This is a genomic window from Marinicella sediminis (genome assembly GCF_002000055.1).
Lineage (GTDB): Bacteria > Pseudomonadota > Gammaproteobacteria > Xanthomonadales > Marinicellaceae > Marinicella > Marinicella sediminis.
Genome location: NZ_MVBD01000002.1, coordinates 17,222 through 38,487 on the forward strand (window position 1 = coordinate 17,222; position 21,266 = coordinate 38,487).

At 38.7% G+C, this 21,266-nt stretch carries 18 protein-coding genes; 9 read left to right on the forward strand and 9 right to left on the reverse strand.

Features of this window, described 5'->3' with window-relative positions; translation table 11 throughout:
- The first annotated feature begins 86 nt into the window (after positions 1–86).
- The 5 genes from B0475_RS02660 (at position 87) to B0475_RS02680 (ending at position 4,556) form a co-directional block, all read left to right on the forward strand.
- Positions 87–1,241, forward strand: a complete 1,155-nt coding sequence (locus B0475_RS02660) for a hypothetical protein (RefSeq protein ID WP_077409894.1) — start codon at positions 87–89, stop codon at positions 1,239–1,241.
- Positions 1,242–1,379: 138 nt separating this feature from the next.
- Positions 1,380–2,456, forward strand: a complete 1,077-nt coding sequence (locus tag B0475_RS02665) for a tyrosine-type recombinase/integrase (RefSeq protein WP_077409895.1) — start codon at positions 1,380–1,382, stop codon at positions 2,454–2,456.
- A 2-nt stretch (positions 2,457–2,458) separates the two neighbouring features.
- Complete coding sequence (locus B0475_RS02670; RefSeq protein WP_077409896.1) at positions 2,459–3,124, forward strand: DUF4145 domain-containing protein; 666 nt, start codon at positions 2,459–2,461, stop codon at positions 3,122–3,124.
- A 29-nt stretch (positions 3,125–3,153) separates the two neighbouring features.
- A complete protein-coding gene (locus B0475_RS02675; RefSeq protein WP_077409897.1) occupies positions 3,154–3,405 on the forward strand; it encodes a tyrosine-type recombinase/integrase in 252 nt (83 codons plus the stop codon).
- Positions 3,402–4,556, forward strand: a complete 1,155-nt coding sequence (locus B0475_RS02680) for a pentapeptide repeat-containing protein (RefSeq protein WP_077409898.1) — start codon at positions 3,402–3,404, stop codon at positions 4,554–4,556. Before B0475_RS02675 ends, B0475_RS02680 begins: the two co-directional genes overlap by 4 nt.
- Positions 4,557–4,771: 215 nt before the next feature.
- On the opposite strand, the gene B0475_RS02685 is transcribed toward B0475_RS02680, so the two are convergent.
- The 4 genes from B0475_RS02685 to B0475_RS02705 form a co-directional block, all read right to left on the reverse strand.
- Positions 4,772–5,749 (reverse strand): XcyI family restriction endonuclease, encoded by a 978-nt coding sequence (locus B0475_RS02685; RefSeq protein WP_077409899.1) that lies wholly within the window; start codon positions 5,747–5,749, stop codon positions 4,772–4,774.
- A 1-nt stretch (position 5,750) separates the two neighbouring features.
- Entirely contained in the window at positions 5,751–6,626 is an 876-nt protein-coding gene (locus B0475_RS02690) for a DNA-methyltransferase (RefSeq protein WP_077409900.1), read from the reverse strand.
- Between the two features lie 752 nt (positions 6,627–7,378).
- Positions 7,379–7,459 carry an integrase core domain-containing protein gene (locus B0475_RS18020; protein WP_077410603.1) on the reverse strand — a complete coding sequence of 27 codons (81 nt, stop codon included), beginning with the start codon at positions 7,457–7,459 and terminating at the stop codon, positions 7,379–7,381.
- A gap of 54 nt (positions 7,460–7,513) precedes the next feature.
- Positions 7,514–8,761 (reverse strand): tyrosine-type recombinase/integrase, encoded by a 1,248-nt coding sequence (locus B0475_RS02705; protein ID WP_077409902.1) that lies wholly within the window; start codon positions 8,759–8,761, stop codon positions 7,514–7,516.
- 275 nt (positions 8,762–9,036) lie between these two features.
- On the opposite strand from B0475_RS02705, the gene B0475_RS02710 reads away from it, so the two are divergent.
- From B0475_RS02710 to B0475_RS02725, 4 genes are read left to right on the forward strand one after another with little or no spacing between them, the layout of a single operon-like run.
- Positions 9,037–10,074: an SMODS domain-containing nucleotidyltransferase gene (locus B0475_RS02710; RefSeq protein WP_077409903.1), complete on the forward strand. Its 1,038-nt coding sequence runs from the start codon at positions 9,037–9,039 to the stop codon at positions 10,072–10,074.
- Positions 10,071–11,783 carry a ThiF family adenylyltransferase gene (locus tag B0475_RS02715; RefSeq protein WP_077409904.1) on the forward strand — a complete coding sequence of 571 codons (1,713 nt, stop codon included), beginning with the start codon at positions 10,071–10,073 and terminating at the stop codon, positions 11,781–11,783. The genes B0475_RS02710 and B0475_RS02715 overlap by 4 nt, the downstream gene beginning before the upstream one ends.
- Positions 11,752–12,213 carry a Mov34/MPN/PAD-1 family protein gene (locus B0475_RS02720; protein WP_077409905.1) on the forward strand — a complete coding sequence of 154 codons (462 nt, stop codon included), beginning with the start codon at positions 11,752–11,754 and terminating at the stop codon, positions 12,211–12,213. Before B0475_RS02715 ends, B0475_RS02720 begins: the two co-directional genes overlap by 32 nt.
- Before the next feature lie 21 nt (positions 12,214–12,234).
- Positions 12,235–12,957, forward strand: coding sequence for a DUF6602 domain-containing protein (locus B0475_RS02725; protein ID WP_077409906.1), 723 nt, complete (start codon positions 12,235–12,237; stop codon positions 12,955–12,957).
- Between the two features lie 81 nt (positions 12,958–13,038).
- On the opposite strand, the gene B0475_RS02730 is transcribed toward B0475_RS02725, so the two are convergent.
- The 5 genes from B0475_RS02730 to B0475_RS02750 form a co-directional block, all read right to left on the reverse strand.
- Positions 13,039–13,782 carry a transglutaminase-like domain-containing protein gene (locus B0475_RS02730; protein ID WP_232781829.1) on the reverse strand — a complete coding sequence of 248 codons (744 nt, stop codon included), beginning with the start codon at positions 13,780–13,782 and terminating at the stop codon, positions 13,039–13,041.
- A 137-nt stretch (positions 13,783–13,919) separates the two neighbouring features.
- The gene (locus B0475_RS02735) at positions 13,920–15,827 is read right to left on the reverse strand and encodes a heavy metal translocating P-type ATPase (protein ID WP_077409907.1); all 1,908 of its coding nucleotides are present in this window, start codon (positions 15,825–15,827) and stop codon (positions 13,920–13,922) included.
- Positions 15,824–18,946, reverse strand: coding sequence for an efflux RND transporter permease subunit (locus tag B0475_RS02740; RefSeq protein ID WP_077410607.1), 3,123 nt, complete (start codon positions 18,944–18,946; stop codon positions 15,824–15,826). The genes B0475_RS02735 and B0475_RS02740 overlap by 4 nt, the downstream gene beginning before the upstream one ends.
- 11 nt (positions 18,947–18,957) lie before the next feature.
- On the reverse strand, positions 18,958–19,851 hold the full coding sequence (locus tag B0475_RS02745) for an efflux RND transporter periplasmic adaptor subunit (RefSeq protein ID WP_077409908.1): 894 nt from the start codon (positions 19,849–19,851) through the stop codon (positions 18,958–18,960).
- On the reverse strand, positions 19,848–21,155 hold the full coding sequence (locus B0475_RS02750; RefSeq protein ID WP_198538081.1) for a TolC family protein: 1,308 nt from the start codon (positions 21,153–21,155) through the stop codon (positions 19,848–19,850). The genes B0475_RS02745 and B0475_RS02750 overlap by 4 nt, the downstream gene beginning before the upstream one ends.
- Between the last annotated feature and the right edge of the window lie 111 nt (positions 21,156–21,266).

The window sequence follows — 21,266 nt, forward strand, 5'->3', positions numbered from 1 at the left end:
AGGGATGGCGAGTAAGAAGGCAAGCAAAGATTAGGTTGTGAAAACAAACTTTGATCAATCATATACAGTTACATTAACGGTTGACTATGACAGCACATTTTTCAAATGAAATTCACCTTAAAAATAGTTTTAAAAGCAAATTGCTCTTGGCAATGGCATTCATCTTCTCTAACTCTGGCTTTGCCAATGAAATACCAGAATTGATTTTGACTGATAAATCCACTTCTGATTTGAATAGAAGTTATCTCAAGGAGCAGCTGACAAAATTCCCAATACAACTAGACAAAAATACATGTCGATACGGTATCGATAGTAATTATGGAAAACTGTTCTACCAAGCCTTACAAGCATCAAGCAAAGAACTTCCAGATGATGTAAATAATAACTTCACCAGGAAGTACGGAATATTTTACGATTTGCCAACATATTGTCTTAGGTCGTTCAAGCGAGTACACCCGCTCAACTTGATAAGTGAGCACTACTGTAAAGCACTGAATGGCTTTGGTGTAAGCTCTCCATTAAATGAAATCAACAGTGGATTATCAAATCACTGCGTCAATCATTCTAAAAAGAAGGGATATGAAAAAGCAGAAAAAGATGCCAAGAAATGGATAGGTATTTATCTAGAAGGTCTACAGGTTTGGTCTGAATTGGTCCATGAAAAAGCCAATTTAAAACTCAATCAAATTAATTTAGTCGCTGAAAAACAACGTAAAGAGGAAGAGGTTTTAAGGAAGAAACAACAAGAAGAGCAAGATAGGTTGGCTAAAATACAGCAACAAAAGAAAAAAGAAACTGAAAGACTCAAACAAATAGAAATTGAAAAGGCCAAAGCTGCTAAAGAGGAAGAAGCGAGGCAGTTCGAAATTTATAAAAACAATGTGTTGTCAGGGAAAGAAAAACTAAAATCATGTAGCCCTAAAGTTTACAACTCAATAGAAGGAAACAGACTTTTACTGTTTCCACCCATAGAGGCTAACGAGAAATCTTACCAGTTTAGGGGCATGTCAATTGAGTCAGAATCTACTGAAAACCCATTATTATTCAGTTTTGATTTCGGGGTGGTCGGTAATAAGTACTATGGAAAGAAACTATTGATTGCATACACTGACAGCAATACACAGCTTAATTTTAAGAATGCTTATCAAGGCGGAATCTGCATCATTGGAACATTGACTAGAGTTAAAAATATCGGTGGAGAGCTGACCTTAGAAATAGATGCCAAATATATTGGCAAATAAAATAAAGTTGTAAAAAACTTAATGAGGCGGCTTTTTCTTATCCCAAATGGTCGGTGTTAATGGTGGTTATTGGATGCGCTTTAGGGTAACATAAAACACGTTATGTTACCCAAATAGGGCGCAGCCAGATCAACCAGAATGGAATTAATTTCATACAGCCAAGCCAATCTGCCGGTTATCATTGCCGAGGCCACAGCAGCCACTCAGGAGGCTTTTGTAACATTCTTTGCCTCATCCATTGAGAACCCCAACACCAGGGCAGCATATTTGAGCAACTGCCGATTTTTCTTTCAGTGGGCCAATGCGCATAGTTTGGCATTGGCTGACATCGAACCAGTTCATGTGGCAGCATACCGTGAGTTGCTAAATCCTAGGCGTGACCTGAAGCCAGCTCAGCTGGCCAAGAGGAAAAAAACCATTGATCAACAAGTGGCTTTCCTTAAAGCATCCGGAGTCGATAAGAAAACCATCGGGGTGTTCAAAAGACGGTTTGACAAAGGATTATCAGCTCCAACGATCAAGCAACATCTGTCAGCCTTGAAAATGTTGTTTGATTTCATGGTTGAGCGCCAATGCATGGCGTTCAATCCTGCTGCTGGTGTTAAACCACCACGGCATGTTTACCGGACCGGCAAAACGCCAAAGCTCACCCAAGAACAAACCAGACAGTTTTTTGACAGCATCGATGGTACCCGGTTGATCGATTACAGGGATAGGGCATTGGTGGCAGTAATGATGTTTTCCTTTGCCCGTATTTCCGCAGCCGTTGGTATGCGGATCTGCGATTTTCATGTCAATGGCCATGAAGCCGAATTCAGGCTGATTGACAAAGGTGGCATTGAAAAGTCTATACCAGCTCATCACCTGGCAGCCCGATATGTTTCAGAGTACATTCATCAGGCAGGCTTTGATCCTGAATCCACAGATCCACTGTTCCGATCATTCATCAATGGCAAATCAGAATTATCTGATCATCCATTGAATCGTAAAGATGCCTGGAAGATGATCAAAAGACGCGCACGAAAAGCAGGCTTGACCGCTTTGCTGTCAAATCACTCTTTTCGCGGCACCGGTGTCACTAATTTTTTGGAAAATGGCGGTGACATACATGTTGCCCAGGAGTTGGCCGGTCATGCTGATGTCAGGACCACCAAACTTTATGATGGCAGGAAACACGAAGCCAGTAAATCAGATATTGAGAGGATTAGATTTTGAACATGGACACATACAAACCACCAAAACATAAAGCATCAGCTTTTAATTGCCCTATTTGTAACGCATATGCACAAATGAAATGGTTCGACCTGTCAGGTATTGAAGCGAAAAACAGAGGGGGTAGAGCATTTGCAACGATCAACAACATTGTTGCATGTCGGTGTAGCCACTGCCTTAGTCATTCGCTTTGGAAAGCAAATGGTGATCAAGTACGAAAATACATAATGATTTATCCACCTGTTGGTGGAGGTGTACCTCCTCATCAGTCAATGCCTGAAAATGTCAAATTAGACTTTGAAGAAGCCAGAAAGGTTTTTAATCTTTCACCCAGAGGATCTGCGGCACTATTGCGGTTGGCTTTGCAAAAAATGATGATTCATCTGGGTGAAGACGGAACAAATATTCACGCCAACCTAAAATCTCTTGTTCAAAAAGACATTCTGCCTAGTCGAATTCTCAAAGCAATCGACATGACGAGAATAGTTGGCAATGAATCTGTTCATCCTGGAAGAATGCTCGATGAAGATCGTGATGCAGTTGCTGAGCATTTGTTCTTGTTTCTGAACCTGGTCGTTGAAAAAGGAATTGCTGAGCAAGAGCTGATTGACGAAATGTATGCAAAGACTCCTGAAGGAAAGAGAGTCAATATTGGAGAGACCGATGAATAATTTTGAATATTTCAGATCACAGCTTCCCAATGTCCGGTAATGCTTTAAACAGGACAAATGCTTGGGCGATGGTAAAACGCAGAGCCAGACGAGCCGGTCTATCCAACTTAATCTCGAATCACACATTTCGAGGTACTGGAATGACTAATTTTCTAGAAAATGGTGGAGACTTAGAAATTGCTCAAGAAATAGCTGGACATGCAGATGTGAGAACCACAAAGTTATATGACGGAAGTAAGCATGAAGCGATTAAATCAGAAATAGAGAGAATAAGATTTTGATAAAGGAAATAGATTTAGGTGATGTTGCTTACTTCAGAATGGAATTTATAGATCCATTGCTAAAGAAAAAAGTATTAACAGCTAGTAAAGACTGTAACCAGGCTTTTTTTGATAACTTATCGGACCTTACTGATGACAAAGGTAGGATTGTTGTTAAAAACATATTTTTTAAAGATAACAAAATTAAAAATATCCGAAATGTTGTATTCGAAGACTGCGTCTTTGAGAATACAAAGTTGTTATTTAATGGGAGTGTAAATGCAAACTTGAAATTTACTGGTTGTGTAGGTCATAAATCCAGTTTTATAAATTTGCCTGAGGACACGGAAATGGATTTTAAAGGCACAAATATAAACATGGATAGGTGTAAATTTGCAAAGACTATACTCAAAATTTCATTAATTGAAAGCAAAGTAACCGGTTTAACACTAGGTGATAATAAAAAATTTAGTAACTTTAGCTTTTCCAAATTTAAAAAATGCACCTTTAATAATTGTTGGTTTATTAACATTGGTATTTCAGACTCTAATTTTATTGAGTGTAACTTTGAGTTTGTAAAATTCGAAAATGTAGATTTTAGAGACACGAAGTTGAATGGTTCTTCATTTTCTGAATGCTTTTTATTTCATCCTAAGTTTCATTCAATATATCTTGGTGAAAGTGGAGAGAATGATGATCAACTTGGAAAGTACTCGATTGAACTGAGAGGATTAGACTCATTCACAAATTGGAGTAATCTCAGGGGTATTTCATCTTTCCCACTGTTCTCAATATCTTGGATTACTTTAGCTTTTACTCTTGGATTGATTGCTGCAATAATGTCTTCAACTCAAATTACACAAAATTGGCCAGAACCTTTCAAGATTAGCTTTCACCCATCATTTCGTTTGTTATTATTAGCAATTGGTAGTTTTTTATTAGCATTCAGTTCATCTATTTTTGCCTTTTTCTGCCCTCCTGAGATTCAATCTTACTCATTGACTCAATGGGTATATAGTCAAAATAAAAGACAGTTACCATATTTAGTAATTTCTACAAAATACAGGCTTGCTCAATATATTTGTTTATTAACTTTAATATTAGGTGGAACAATAGCGCTTTGGTTGATGCTTGAGCAAGTATTATTGGTCATAGATTTGCTGTTCAGTTGATAATTTCGCACTTCAAGCAAGTTCTAAGCTTAGTGTCATATCTTGTGACTCTAATTGAGTCTCATTTAGAAAAGAGACAACTGGAAATCTATAGAATTACAACATTATGCAACAAAATTTATTATGGTTAATAATCATGATTATCACTTCCGACCTTGGGTCGGGATTGTATGATATCTACCAATAATGTCTGAACTACTAAAACAAAAAAAGAGTTAAACACTTCTAATTCCGGTTAATGAAAGGATACTGTTTCTAAATTTTTTAAACTCATCAGAATTAAAATTGTTTAAATGGTTAATTCTAAAAAATTGATTAGTCGTAGGAGATTCCTTTTTTAATAAATTTAAATCAATTTGATCAACATTTATTACTGTCCAGCACTCAACATAACCATCCGATTTTGCTTTACGGTGACTTTTTTCTGCTTCTCCAATTCTATTATGGATATTTGATATGTCCTTTCCACCTTTTACTTCAATAGCTAGTAAAGCGTGCCCATCAAAACCTTCATCCATGATTTCGTGAATGACGATATCAGGATCAGCAGCGAACTTAATTTGCACTCTCCTTTCTGATGAATTTAACAGTGTAATTGAGCTAGATGTTGAATCATGTATAGCATGTTGAACTATATCTTTAATAATTTTAAAAACTACTGTGATAGCATCAATTCCTCTTTTATTATTTGCTCCACCTCTAAGTTGTGGGCCAAGGGTAAGTAAAGTGAGATCATCAATAAATTCTTTACTAATTCTATCTATACCAACACCATCAATAAGCTCAGAAACCCTTATAGCAAATTCTTTGCATAAACTATTTAAATCTTCTCTATTCTTATTTGATAAGAACTGGTTTGTTTCCATCCTTTTGAAGCGAGACAGGCCTAACTCAGATTTGTAAAACTCTTTTTGACTAAACCCAAGAAGTAGACGATAGTAACCTAATAAATTGGGATTTTCTATCAACAAACATGGAACAGGAAACATTAACTCAGCCCTTAAACTTTTCATAGCAAGACGCTTTAAGTCTTTAGCGGGCACAATTTGATCAAGTTCGAAATTTAACGTCTTAATATCTAGAGATTTGATTGTTTTGCTAAGTGCTTCTTGTAGATATACCTCTCTGATTTGCCCTAATTTATATGAGAAGCTAATTTGAAGCTCAGGGTTAGGTAAATTGATACTACTCATTTTATTTATTTTGAATTTTCTTTTCTGTAGCAGAGAGTAAACGGTTCAAAGCAATGCTGACGTATTCAGGGTTTAATTCGATTCCTACAAACTTTCGATTGAGTTGTATTCCAGCAAGACCAACTGTTCCCGATCCAAAAAATGGATCTAGGATATAATCACCAGGGTTTGAAGAAGCGAGTATACATGGTTCAATTAGTTTTGTTGGAAATGTAGCAAAATGAGCACCCGGAAATCCTTGTGTGTTAACATTCCACACAGTTCTTTTATTCCTAAGTTTTCCATTAGCACCTTTTTCCTTTACAGAATCTTGGTTATATAAGTATTTTTCTGATTTTGTGAACATAAAGAGATATTCATGAGACCTAGTAGGGCGGTCTTTAACGCTTTCTGGCATTGCATTTGGTTTGTTCCATACTATATCGCTTCTAAGATACCAGCCATCATCTTGTAATGCAAAAGCAAGCCTCCAGGGAATGCCCTGAAGATCTTTCGGCTTTAGTCCTTCAGGTGTATCTGGTCTAACACTCATGGCTCGAGCAGGATTTTTCTTATCAGATGCTCTATATCTTCGATTGCCGCTGGTATATCCATCACCAATGTTTATCCAAAGAGTACCATCATCTTTTAGTACTCGCTTCAATTCTCCAAACACGGTAACAAGTTCCTGAATAAATGAAGGAAGTGTTTTTTCAAGACCAATCTGACCCTCAATTCCATAGTCTCTGAGCCCCCAATAAGGCGGAGATGTTATGACACAACTAATAGACTTTTTAGGAAGAGCTTTAATTGATTGAATTGCATCACCTTCAAGAATAAGTGAGTCATCCAAATTAATTTTAATTTTAGGATTAGGGTTAATCTTAATAGATTTCATATTTCAGCATTATTTAGGTCAAATATTAACCTGAATCATATCAACTTTATTATCAGAACTTGAGAATAGTAACTATGAATAATAATTTGATCATTGATCAAATTTAAACGTAATCTTACTCAATTAAATCATATTGTTTTAGAATAATCTTCATACTCTAAGGTTTAATGATCATTTTTATATAATTGAACTTATAATATATCCCGTTTCAATGATTGATTCATACAATTCAAACCTTTCCTCCTTAGCTCTCACTTTTGGCAGTTAAACACTGTGACTTATAATATAATAATCCTTGGGCAACCTCATTTTCATAATCATTATTGTAGTATGCTCCAACAGGAGCATTTTAAAAAGTAAGCAAAATATCTCTGAATTTCATAATAGGCCCAAAGGTTTTTTAAATGACCCTGAAATAGATGTACTACTAAAGGGAGCAAAGCAGGGGAGACATGGCATTCGGGAGCACATCACTCTTTACACGATGTACAGACATGATTTTTATGAGTCAATGGAGTCATCAAAAAAATCACCTGGCAAGAACACAGTTCAATACACGCGAATTGCTAGAAAGAGGTTTGAAGGGATTTAGGGGATAGTATGTCCAAAAACATTCAAGAGTTTTTTGCTAAAAAAGTTATTGAGTCACAACTAAAAACTCATGTGTGGATTAATGATGATGGATCTAAAGATAGCATGTTTGTGACCTTTCCCCAAACTTAATACCACAGCTTGGATGAGATAATTTCATTTTATGCTGCTTGCTCAGCAAATGCCACTGGTGTCATATAGTCCAGTGAACTGTGCGGTCTGACAGTGTTGTAATGGCAGATTTACTATATTTAGCCCAATCATGTCATAGACTATGCTTAAATCATTGAATATTATTACTTTTCTAGATCCACTTTTCTAGATTTACCACTTTCAGCTCTGACTTTATTTTCCGTTTGTACGTAAACAGTATCAGTTGTAGCCATGCTGGCATGCCCCAAATCTTCAGACAGATCCTTTAGTGCACGACCTCGCTCGATCTCCATGCTCGCTCCTGTGTGTCTCAACCAGTGTGTTGTGGCCTCTTTTAGCTTTCTAGCCTCGCTGGGGCTCACAGCGTTGCTCATTATTTTATATGCATGGTCAAATGTGTCCTGAACAAGTCTCCTTAGGTGTCTTGATGTCATCCCACCAACACCACGAATTTTTTCAATCAGAGCTGATTTATCATTGCTATCAGGTAAGGGGGATAAGTTTCTTGACACTCTATACCTTTTTAAATATTTGGTAAAATCTGGTGGCACTGTTACATCTCTTATTTTACGACCCTTCCCATATACACGAAGCCACCAGTTTTTAGTTGAATCCTGCCAAAAATGTCCCATCTCAGGTGACCATTCTTTACGCTCTGACAACTCTGAAATTCTAAGAAACAGTACTTTCAATGATGCAATGATAAATAAGTTACGCTCATACAACGGGTTTTCATTGGCCATGTTCAGCGCTGTTTCTAAAACAAACTGCCATTGGTCTTCGGTTAAACGTTTAGGTTCCTTGATTTGAGACTCTGTAATGAAGTGTTTACAATCTTTCTTGGCAATTTGTGCTGGATTCCCTAATACTAATTCTTCACCCATTAAATAGTTAAAAAAGGAAATAATTCCCGTAAATGTCGAAGCCAATGTCTGCTGTGATGGTTTGTACTTTTTTTTAGATATTTCTTTATCTTTCTGGCTCTTGGGAGCTTGTAGCTTAAAAGGCCTCCAGGACTTGTTTGATTTGAAGAATCCATCATTCCAAGTAAACTTATCGTGGTTGTGGGCAGCTATCCATGAAGCTGGTGGTTTCCAACAAAAATCTGCATACTCAAGAACATCAGATTTTTTGAATTTATCGATTGGTTTTTCTTTAATCAATATTGTCCACAACAAAAATCTTTCTGTTTCATTTCTGAATCTCGTATATGTGTGTTCAGATTTATTACGACCAATATACTCAAGAAACATTTGGCCCCAGCTGTAATGTTTTCGTTGCCAGTCATTCATTTGTTCTAATTGGGCTTCAAGCTGAGGGTAATCAGATAAGGAAATTTCCTTTAATTCGCTGTACACAGGATACAAAGGGAATGGTTTTTTGATGGCCATATAGTAAATTTACAATCCAAAATGGCATTATATATGGGTTGTTTCACTATGTCCAATACTAAAGCGTATCGGATATAGCGGGAAAAGTATCGAACTTATGCTCATCAATACTTAACCAATTTAATTGACTGCAATTGTACATTTTCTCGAAACAATAGCATTTTTCATTAATATTCACATATTATTTATACTTTGATAGCTTGCGGACTTGTGTTTTTTACAATACACCCTACTAGATAACCTGGTGACATTACAAAAAAGCAAGGAAATAAAAAATGACCCCAAATGCAAGGTTTCTAGAATTCATTAAAGATATAACCCCCAGTGCAACAACTAATTCAAGATCTGTTTCAGCACACACATCAGTACGAGATGCAATTACCAGTGACGATGATTTTAAGAATGAAGTTAAACGAACATTTTTAGGTGGGTCCTACAAAAGAAAGACTGCAATCAGGCCAGTTAAAAAAGGTGATGACACTGAGCGACCTGATATTGACATTTATGTTGTCGTAAATGGTTCAACTTCTCCTGCAAGTTCTGACTATAAAACACCAGACGATTTAATTGAGGAGTTATATTCTGCATTGAACCGAAACCGTAAAACACTGGGGATAACGAAAATTACTCGCAATCGTTGCTCAATTGCAATCTCAACAAATAAAGCAGATATGGATGTTTCACCAATACTGGAACGTAATGATGAAGGATATTATCGAATAGGTAACAGAAACACCGGTGAATGGTACCTGACAGACCCAGAGGAACATACAAATTGGTCAGCAAAAGTTAATGCAGATGCAAACATGAGATTCAATCCAATGGTTAAAATGGTGAAATGGAACCGTAGAGAGTTTCCAACAAAGAACAAACATCCCAAAAGTATTGCTTTGGAAGCTCTTATAGCTAAGCACATTGATAGAAATGAGTCACATTATGGTCAAATTCTTCATGATACATTTAATGAAATTGTGGACCATTATTCAACTTATAGAGACCTAGACTTGTGCCCTACTCTTGATGATCCTGCCATTGAAAATGGAGATCTACTAAATGGCGTTACTGGCGAAGTGTTTTCTGCATTCTATGACAAAATTGAATATTTTCGTGATGAAGCGTCGAAAGCTTTGGCAGCAGAAGATCAAGATATAGCCACCAAGCATTGGAGGCGTATACTGGGTGATCGCTTTCCTTCGACAAAGGCTTCAAAATCAGATAGCTCAATTGGTATGCAAGAAGCTGCAACCATGTCTCCACTTACTTTTCCTTCAGCGCCTTCAACACCACCAAACAAGCCGGCTGATTTTGCGTGAGATTATGGTGGTCAGAAAACCAGGAACGTTTGAGTTTAGAAAGAACTGAAATCAATGCATTGATGAAAAAGAGCGATTGGCTACGCAATGTTGAGTGGTTATTCGATGATCAATTTCTTTTGCAGGTGGTATTCGAGATACATTTAGCACATCGAAAATTCCCTCTTCGATTAACGTACCACAATACTTTTCCAAATACATGCCCTACAGTTAAGCCAATGGATCCTGAGCGCTTATCTAGCCACCAATATGGGCAAGAAGATTTATGTCTAGAATATCGCCCAGATAATTGGTTACCTGCTTTTACTGGTGCACAAGTGATTGAAAGCGCTTTTAATTTATTGAGTATTGAGGAACCTGCAGAAGACGGGACAGTTGTTGTTGCTAATTCAGCTCATAATGTATCAAGTAATATTTCGTCACGTAATGCCAGCAGGCGACTTTATTTGTCTCAAAATCAATTGCAGACTCTAAGGGAAGCCCCTACCCTGGCAAATGCAAAAATCTGGCTTCAGTGGTGTGGTGAAGGGTTTGTCATAGCATTTTTAAAAGATGGTAAAGGTGAAGATTGGTCATTGAATGAGCAATCACTGCCTGCTACGTTAGGGATTGAATCAACTTCACTCGATTGCATAATAATAAAAACTGAAGCTGACATTGACTATTTAAAAAAAATTGCTACTAAAACGGAATTTTATTCAATAATCAATACCGAAAAGCAGGATGCAGTGTATTTGATATGTCCAAATAAAGGGCTACCTATACTTTATGACCTTACTCAAGATAATAAGGTAAATACTTTTCATACAATCCTTGCTCCTACGGAAACATCTTCTCGCAATGGTGAGATTCCAGTATTTTTGAATTCATCACGAGTTGGTATAGTTGGATTGGGTTCATTAGGTTCAAAAGTTGCCGTCTCACTGGCGCGATCTGGAGTGAAAAATTTCGAGCTCATTGACGATGACATCATTCACAGTGGAAATCTTGAGAGACATGATTGTGACTGGCGTGATGTTGGTTTACATAAAGTAAATGCAGTTTCACGTCGAATCAAACTTGTTTCAACAGAAGCCAAGGTATCTGTGCGGAGGGTCGCAATCGGTTCACAAGTATCTTCAACAGAAATGGCAGCAGTAAATGGAGCGTTAAATAGTTGTAATGTTATCATTGATGCAACAGCAAACCCCACTGTTCTCAATCATCTTGCAGCAATTAGTCTAAGCTCTGGCAGCACACTTATTTGGGGAGGAATCTTTGCAGGTGGCATTGGTGGTTTTATGGCAAGATCAAGGGAAAACTATGAGCCTACGCCGTTTCATATAAGACAAGCTCTTAACCAATACTACGAGGAAATAGACACTCCCCCTCCCCTTCATTCTGGCTCAGGATACGATGGTCATGACCAAGATGAAGTCTATATAGCTACTGATTCAGAAGTTTCAATGATGGCGGGGCACATTTGCAGTCTAACTCTTGACACTATGTTGAATATGGATCCCTCCGAGTACGATTATCCAATATACTTAATCGGTTTTAAGCGAGAATGGATTTTTAAATCAGCGTTTCATGTTAAGCCTATCGAAGTCAATGCACCAATTCGAAGCCGAGAAAACGCGGTTATAAAAGATAAACATCAAGATAGTTTTATAGAAGAAATAATTAAAAAGAAAGTTGATGAAATTACTGATCGACAAAGAAATTCTTGAAAGCTGGAGAATGGCTTTAATTGAAGCAAAGCAAAATGAAGTTGGCGGTATACTTTTTGGTGAGCATATTGATAATGAAGAATTCCGTTTAGTTGAATTTACCATACAAAAAAAGCAAGGCAATAAAGCATCTTTCCGTCGGAAAGCAAATGAGGCAAGAAAATCACTTAAAAACCTCAGTAAAGCATATGGCAATGAGCATGCTCAATTCAATTATCTTGGTGAATGGCACTCGCACCCAAACTCCCTCGCAATTCCAAGTGAAATGGATATAGAAACAATGCACTCTATCCTAAATGATAAATCGACTGTAGCAAACTTTCTGGTGCTTATGATTTTAAAAGTTAACCATGACAGTTTCATTGAAATGTCAGCCATTACTTTTTTGGCTTCTGGGCATGAAATAGAATGTCAAATTGAGATAACATAGTTAATTAGAGGAAATAATGAAATGACTGCTTGGAACTTAAAAAAAATTCTTGGTGATTTGCATGAAGAAATTCAAAGCAATCTAAGCCGGGCAAGATCAAGTATAGGTCACCCTGGAGAAAAAGGTGATGTAAGCGAGGATATTTGGTTGGAACTTTTTCAAGAATACCTTCCAGCAAGGTATCATGCTTTGAAAGCCCATGTTGTTGACAGTGAAGGTACTTTCAGCAACCAAATTGATGTTGTGATATTTGATAGGCAATATTCACCATTTATTCATAAATTTCAGAACTCAACTGTAATTCCGGCAGAAAGTGTTTATGCTGTTTTTGAAGCCAAACAAACAATGAATGCTGGATTAGTAGATTATGCTCATAAAAAGATTGCAAGTGTTCGTCGATTAAATAGAACAAGCCTACCAATTCCTCATGCTGGTGGTGAATACCCCGCTAAGCCACCATTTCACATTATAGGTGGACTGCTGTGTTTGGAATCTGATTGGAAACCTCCTTTCGGGGACTCATTTCATAATTCAATCAACAATGGTGGTGATGGTTCACTTGATTTGGGCTGCGTGGCTGCTCATGGTTTTTATCACCGTGACACTAAATCAGATCAGTATGTTGTTGACATGGAGCGCAAGTCAGCCACTGGCTTTTTGTTTAAACTCATTTCACAACTCCAACTTGCTGGGACGGTACCAATGATAGATGTTGAAGCTTATGCAAAATGGTTAACAGATTAAAACTAGAGGTATGTATTAAACAACTGATTTCATGAGATCTGAGAATTGAATAAAAAAATTCATAGAGATTACGCCAAAGATTTAACCTCTTATCCGCATAACATTCCTATTAATTAGATGACGAATTAGTCGCTCATACAGCCACTTTTTAATTCCGGAGAGGTTTGTTCCAACCTCAGAATAAAAATCATCTGGCGAGTCATATACACCATAATCATCATGTATACCTTCCTTTTGAATGTATGTATCTTTCCCTTGCCAGTCAACCTCAGGGTTTGACAAACGAGTTGTTGCCACACCGTATCCACAGAACGAGCCTTTTTCACTTGAGAATTTTGCTTGAATAGCACTTAGGTAAGATTGATCTAGAATGAACCCTTCAAGATTAATCCATTGCCCTTCATAAAAAACTTCTACCCAACTGTGAATGATGTATTTAGGGGCCAGCCAAAATATATAACCTGGTATCGCACCTTTTTGAAGTTTCTGATCTATGGTAAAGCCGTGAAACCGGCAAGGAATACCAAGACCACGAAGTAAAGCCATCAAAAGATTACCTTTGGTGTTGCACTGACCATACCCGTCAATAAGGACTTTACTTGCGGGAATATCATCACTTATGTTGTAGCCAAATTTCACTTCATCACGTACGTATGTATAAGCTGCCCCAATTTTCTCGTACTCATTCAATTTCATCCACGCTCTTGATTTGATTAAGTTTTGAATACTTAGGTTTTCATAGTCCAAAATTTCAGTGCTGGATGTGTAGATTTTGTTTATGGCTTCAGTCCCACCGTCTATTTTATTCATTTTTTTGGTTTGCATAATAACTCTTAATTACGTGTTATTTTCAATTTTAATACCTATAGTAACTATAGAGTCAATGCTTAATTAAAGTATAAGTATTTTTGTCACTAAATATAAGCAAGCCGCCAAAAGGAAGCTTGCTGTTAATGAAAACACTACCACTTCATTTTTTGCAATCTGACAGCGTTTAAGATAGCTAACAACGCCACACCAACATCAGCAAAAACCGCTTGCCACAAGGTAGCCATACCAGCTGCACCCAAGATTAAAACAAGCACCTTTACACCAAATGCCAGAATGATATTCTGCCAGATGACTCCTTGAGTAGATTTACTGATATTAAAGCCCGTAACAAATTTTGAGGGTTGGTCTGTTTGAATAATCATATCAGCCGTTTCAATAGCCACATCGCTGCCATTGGCACCCATAGCAATACCTAAGTGACTGGTTGCCAACACCGGTGCATCGTTGATCCCATCACCCATGAATGCAATGACCTTAGTTGGGTCTTCCTTGAGCTTTTCTACATGGTTCAACTTATCCTCAGGAAGTAAGCCACCCTTGGCTTGACTGATTGATAATTCACCTGCAACCTTTTGAGTGATGGAGTCTTTATCACCTGAAAGCATGACTATTTCATTGATACCTAAATTCCTGATTGCCAAAATAGTTTGATTGGCATCTTCTTTTAATTCATCCGATATGGTTACAAAGCCTGCATATTCACCATCAATTGCAACCAGAACAATGCTATCAACAATGGAATCAATTTCATCTGGTGTTTTGATGTTAAATTGATCCAGTAATTTTTTATTACCGGCTAACACAGTCTTGTTCTTCACTATTCCTCTAAGACCTTTGCCAGCTATTTCATCAACATCATTGGCATCTGAAACATCACCGGCATTTTCATAATGCATGATGGCTTTGGCAATTGGGTGGGTTGATGTTTTCTCCAGTGACAAAACATAACTCATGAATTCATCCTCAGCCATATCATTTGAGATATTGATTTCTTTGACTTTAAATGTTCCCTTGGTCACTGTTCCTGTTTTGTCCATGACTAAAGTGTTTACTTGTGTCAAAGTATCCATGAAAGTGGCTCCTTTAAATAGAATGCCATTTTTTGATGCTGCTCCAAGCCCACCAAAGTACCCAAGTGGTATAGATATCACCAATGCACATGGACAGGAAATCACTAAGAATACCAATGCCCTGTAAAGCCAGTCCTGAAACTGATAGGTTTCAACAAAGAAGTAAGGAAGAATGCAAATTGCAATGGCCAAATAGACCACAATTGGCGTATAGATTTTAGCGAGTCGTCTGATAAGTAATTCAGTCTTGGCTTTTTTAGCAGTTGCGTTTTGTACCAGATTAAGTATTTTGGCAACAGATGAATCGTTGTATAGCTTTTCAACTTCAACCTCAATTACTGACTCAAGATTAATTGAACCTGCCAGAACATTTTCAGCTTTTATTAAACTTTGTGGCTTACTCTCACCTGTTATCGCCGCTGCATTCAAGCTGGCCTTATCAGAAATTAACTTGCCATCAAGCGGTACTTTCTCACCGACCTTAATTTGAATGGTATCGCCAACCTTGACAGATTCTGGATCTACTGTTTCGTAATTACCATCAATAAGCACATGTGCAGTTTTGGGCCTCACATCGAGCAAAGCTGTGATGTTCTTCTTAGCTCGATTAACAGCAGCGTTTTGAAATAGTTCACCAATGGCATAAAACAACATAACCGCAACACCTTCAGGGTATTGTTCAATAAACATGGCCCCAATGGTTGCAACACTCATGAGGAAGAACTCTGTGAAAACCTCTCCTTTCTTGAGTGCCTCGATGGTCTCTTTAATTACCGGAAGGGCTACAGGCAAATAAGCTGCAATGTACCAAGTAACTAATACCCAGCCTTCAAAAAACGTATACTTTAGTAAATGCTCGATGGCTAAGCCAGTGAGCAATAACACCAGTGATATGATTGCCGGCAGGTAACCGCTGTTTTCATGACTGTGATCATGACCGTCGTTTTCTGTATGTTCATGTGAGCTCATGCTTTTTTCTCCTTTTCTTTTTTATCCTTAGAGACCCATTCAAACAAAATGGGCAGGATAAACAACGTTAATAATGTTGATGAAATGATGCCGCCTATAACAACTGTAGCAAGTGGACGTTGTACTTCAGCACCAGTGCCGGTATTCAAGGCCATTGGTACAAATCCCAAGCTTGCAACCAGTGCAGTCATTAAAACTGGACGCAATCGTGTCATCGCCCCTTTGATCACCGAATGGTATAGGTCACCTGTCTTTTCCCACAAGTCTTTGATGAATGAGAGCATCACTAAACCATTAAGAACAGCCACGCCTGATAAGGCAATAAACCCTACTCCTGCTGAAATTGAAAATGGCATGCCCCTTAACCACAGTGATATCACCCCACCGGTAAGCGCCAATGGAACACCAGTGAATATAATCAATGCATCTTTAAAGGAGCTGAACGCCATGATCAATAAACCGAAGATAATGATCAAAGTGATTGGCACGACAATAGAGAGCCTTTGACTGGCCGATTCCAACTGTTCGAAAGTGCCGCCATAATCAAGCCAGTAACCAGCTGGTAGCTTGACATCTGATGCAATTTTGATTTTCGCCTCATCCACAAATGAACCTAAGTCCCGATCTCTGACGTTGGCAGTAACCACCACACGGCGTTTACCATTTTCACGACTGACCTGATTGGGTGCTGGTGCCAGAATCAACTCGGCAACTTCACTCAAAGGCACGTAACTACCATCATTTAAGGGCACTGGAAGCTCAGATAAACGACTCAAATCACGCCGCAATGACTCATCTAATCGAACCATGATTTCAAATCGCCTGTCACCTTCATATATGGTTCCAGCCCCTTGACCACCAATGGCAGTTTGAACAACATGTTGAACATCAGCCACATTAATGCCATAGCGTGATAAAGACACTCGATCTGGTATCACCGAAAGCATGGGTAGGCCAGTCACTTGTTCTACCCTCGCATCAGCCACACCATTGATCTGCTCGATGACTTCAAGTATTTCATTGCTTGATTCGAGCAGCTGATCCAAATCATCACCAAACACCTTAATGCCCAAATCGGCTCTGACACCTGAAATAAGTTCATTGAAGCGCATCTGGATGGGTTGAGTGAATTCATAATTATTACCAGGTAATTCACGCACAGCGGCTTCAATTTGCTCAACCAGTTCACCTTGGGTCAAAGTTGGATCTGGCCACTGGTCTCTGGGATTGAGCATAATGAAATTATCCGCAACATTAGGTGGCATGGGATCGGTTGCCACTTCAGGTGTACCAATTTTGGCAAACACTTTTGCAACTTGTGGAAATTCTATAATCCTTTCCTCCAATACTTTTTGCATCTGGATGGCTTGCTCTAAACCTGTACCTGGTATCCTCATTGCATGCATGGCAATATCACCCTCATTGAGTTCAGGGATAAATTCAGAACCCAGTGTAGTTGCTAACCACCCAGCAAAACTGACCAAAACCAAAGCACCAACCAAAACCAACCAACGTAATTTAATGGCAGCTTTTAACAAGGGTTGATAAATAGATTTTGCACCACGAATGATGAAGCTTTCTTTCTCACTGACCTTGCCATTCATAAATATGGCAATCGCTGCTGGGATAAAGGTAAATGAAAGCACCAAGGCAGATAAGAGCGCCATCACCACAGTTGATGCCATGGGGTGAAACATTTTACCTTCCACACCAGTTAAGGTAAACAGCGGAATATAAACGACAGTAATGATGATCACACCAAACAAACTAGGCCTGATAACCTCATTGGTTGCGCTGAAAACAACTTCCAGCCTTTCTTTCAATGGCAGCAGACCTTTTTCTTTCTGTGCCTCAGAGAGCCTTCTAATGGAATTCTCAATGATGATCACCGCACCATCAACAATCAAACCAAAATCTAAAGCGCCCAAGCTCATTAAATTGGCTGAAACACCAGCCTCAACCATGCCACTTATGGTTGCCAACATGGCAAGTGGAATCACAGCAGCTGTGATCAGAGCTGCCCTGAAGTTACCAAGAAGCAAAAACAAAATAACAATGACCAACAAAGCCCCTTCAGTCAGGTTCTTTTGTACTGTCCAAATGGCCTTATCAACCAAGGTAGTTCGATCATAAACCGAATCAATCACAACCCCTTCCGGTAAAGTACTCTTAATCTCATCGATCTTCTGAGCGACAGCTTGCGCTACAGCTCTTGAGTTTTCACCGACCAACATCATGGCTGTACCTAAAACTGTCTCTTCGCCACCTTGTGTGGCAGCACCGGTGCGTAGTTCCTTACCAATACCAACCTCAGCAATGTCCTTGATTTTAATAGGTGCATGATCAATGTTCTTCACCACCACATTCTCAATGTCACCGATGGTTTTTAATTGACCAGGTGATCTGATCAGGATTTGCTGACCATTGGTTTCTACATAACCTGCACCGACATTGGCATTGTTTGACTCAAGTGCATCACTGATGTCCTCAAATGAAATCTCATAGCTCAACATTTTTTCAGGACTGGGGTTCACATGGTATTGCTTGTTGTAACCGCCAATGCTGTTGACTTCAGTGACCCCTGGCACCAATGAGAGTTGTGGCTTGATTATCCAGTCTTGAATTTCACGTAGTTCTGTTGAGTCGATTGGGGTTCCATCCTGTTGTAGAAATCCTGCTTTGGCTTCAACGGTGTACATGAATATTTCGCCAAGACCAGTGGCTACTGGGCCCATCTCAGGCTCCAACCCTACAGGAAGTACGCTTTTAATGGCCCCTAATCGTTCATTGATGAGGTTTCTGGCGAAATACAAATCAGTTCCTTCCTCGAAAACCACAGTGACTTGAGAAAGCCCATAACGTGAAAGTGATCTTGTGTAGGAAAGTTTTGGAATGCCAGCCAAAGCGGTTTCGACTGGGTAAGTAATCCGTTGTTCAGATTCAAGCGGTGAAAACCCGGGTGCTTCGGTATTGATCTGCACTTGTACATTGGTGATATCAGGAACTGCGTCAATTGGTAGTTTCTGATAATTCCAGACACCTGCTCCAATCAACAACAACACACCGACCATGACCAACCAGCGCCTGTTAATAGAGGCTTTAATAATAGATTCAATCATTTTATCCACCTTCAGTGATCGTGTGATGCGCCTGATTTTTCTAAATCAGCCTTAATCAAGTAACTATTTTCAGAGACATACTCATCACCCAAGTGAAGTCCAGATAGAATTTCAGTGAACTGTCCATCAGTTCGCCCAATCTGGACCACATGTACTAAGTAAGATTGCCCACTTTTCACAAACACCACCGAATCATTCTCAATGGTTTGTATGGCTTTGGTAGGAACAACCAAATCAGCTTCAGTAGTATTTATACTCACTTGTCCTGATACCAACAAACCAGTGGTCCAGTCACGAGATTGGTTATTAATCAAAACCCTGGCAATCGAATATGGCCTTTCATCCTGAGAAGAAATGATGTGCTCAATTTTGGATGTAACAGTCTTATCTAGTCCTGAAATAAGTACTTGCTGATCACTGCTTATTTGATTCAGCTGACCTGGGAACACTTGCAGTTCGACCCAGATTTTTTCAAAATTGGCCACAGTAAATAAAACTTGATCAAGTGCCATTTCTCCGGGATTAGCATGCCTGGCAACCACAACACCTGGCATCAGCGCTTTGATTGGGTAATTTTTCAAACTCTCATTGGATTCAACAAAAGCCAAAGTGTCACCCACTTTAACTGTATCACCAATTTGAACATTGACATTGACCACTGTACCTGGAAATCTGGCTCTGATGTGGCTAACTTGGCTTGGATCATTAACTGTTTTCCCATATACTTTGAGTTGTTCATTAATGATGCCAGATGAGGCAATGGTAGTTTCTATCATTGATTTTTCTGCTATATGATCATCGATTGTGACCATTTGTTGCTCTTCATGCTCACCTGATGCATGAGTAATTAGAGCAAGGGATAAAAATACGATAATGATGGGGAATTTAAATAGAATTGACCTCATGAGTCACCTCCTTGGGTTTGTGCGGTATCGTTGTAAATGGGTTCTGCTGTAATTCGCTCCAATTGCACACCGTAATTCAGGATACTTTGAGCAGTATCAATCAATGATTTTTTAGACTGGATTAAATCAGCCCTGGCAGCAGAATATTCGAGATAGCCATACCTACCATCAAGGTATGCCTCTTTAGTTAATTCAAGCGCATGTGTTAATGCTGGAATGATTTCATTCTCAAGGACATTGAATTTTTCGATGGCAGCTTGTCTTAATGAATAAAATTCATTGACCTGTCCATACAATTCAAGCAGAGCAATTTGTTGTTCAGCACGGGATGAATCAATTTCGGCCTCAACCTCCATCAAATCACCTTTATTTCTTTTTCTTTTGAAAAGCGGAATACTGAATCCAGCTGTCAGTGCTGCATCATTGCTTTCTTCAATCCTGCGAACACCCAAAGACCAATTGACATCTGCTTTGGATTCAGCCTGAACAACTGCCAACGTAGACTCTGCCAATCGCTGGTTCATCGTTAGTGCTTGGATTAGAATTGATTTCTCAAGGTTTTGATGGAGTTGGCCAATCTCTTTAACCACCCCAAAATCAAATAACTCACCTGATAAATGACTGAACTGAGGTTGCTTTTCTGACCAATACAAACTCAAGTTGACACTTTGTCGTTCAAGTTTACTTTGTTCGCCTTTAAGGGTTAACTGTGCTTGTTTGAGTGAAGCAAATGATCGTTTAACCTCAACATCACTGATGGCTCCAGCTTTTGCTTTGCGTTTGACCGATTCATATATGTCCTCGCTTAATCGCACTGATTCTTCAGCAAGTTTTATGCGCTCCTGTGTGGCCAATGCATCAATAAAGGAATCAGTTAACTCTGATATGAGATCCAATGAATTTATTTTCCTTTGCGCATCAAGGAGGCCATACTTTGTTGATGCAAAGTTTTTCCGGGCATCTTTTTTTCCTCCCAGTTCAATAACTGATGAAACAGAGACGGTTAATTCACTTTGGTCAAAAGCTGTGTAAGGATTGCTTCCTAAAAAGTTCTCGGCCTCTAAACCCATTTCGATTTCCGGGTTCAAGCCAGCAGTATACTGTGCTCCATCAAGTGAGCGCTTTCTCAACTCAAATATCTTGAGTGATGGGTTCTCCTTCAGCATCAAATTGATGGCTGTTGCCAAGTTGATATCTTTGGCAATAAGTTGGTTTGATGATATTAATAACAACATCAACAACCATTTATTGGCTCCACGCCATTTAAACACGCCTGATGGCATGTTCTTATTAAAGTAAGTCATGATAAGTTTCCTAAATCTAAAAATTAAAATGCATTTGAAATACACGCCCATGTAGTGGGTGCAATTCAAACTGTGTTTTTATTAAGATTTAAGCTTGGGGTGGCCGAAGAA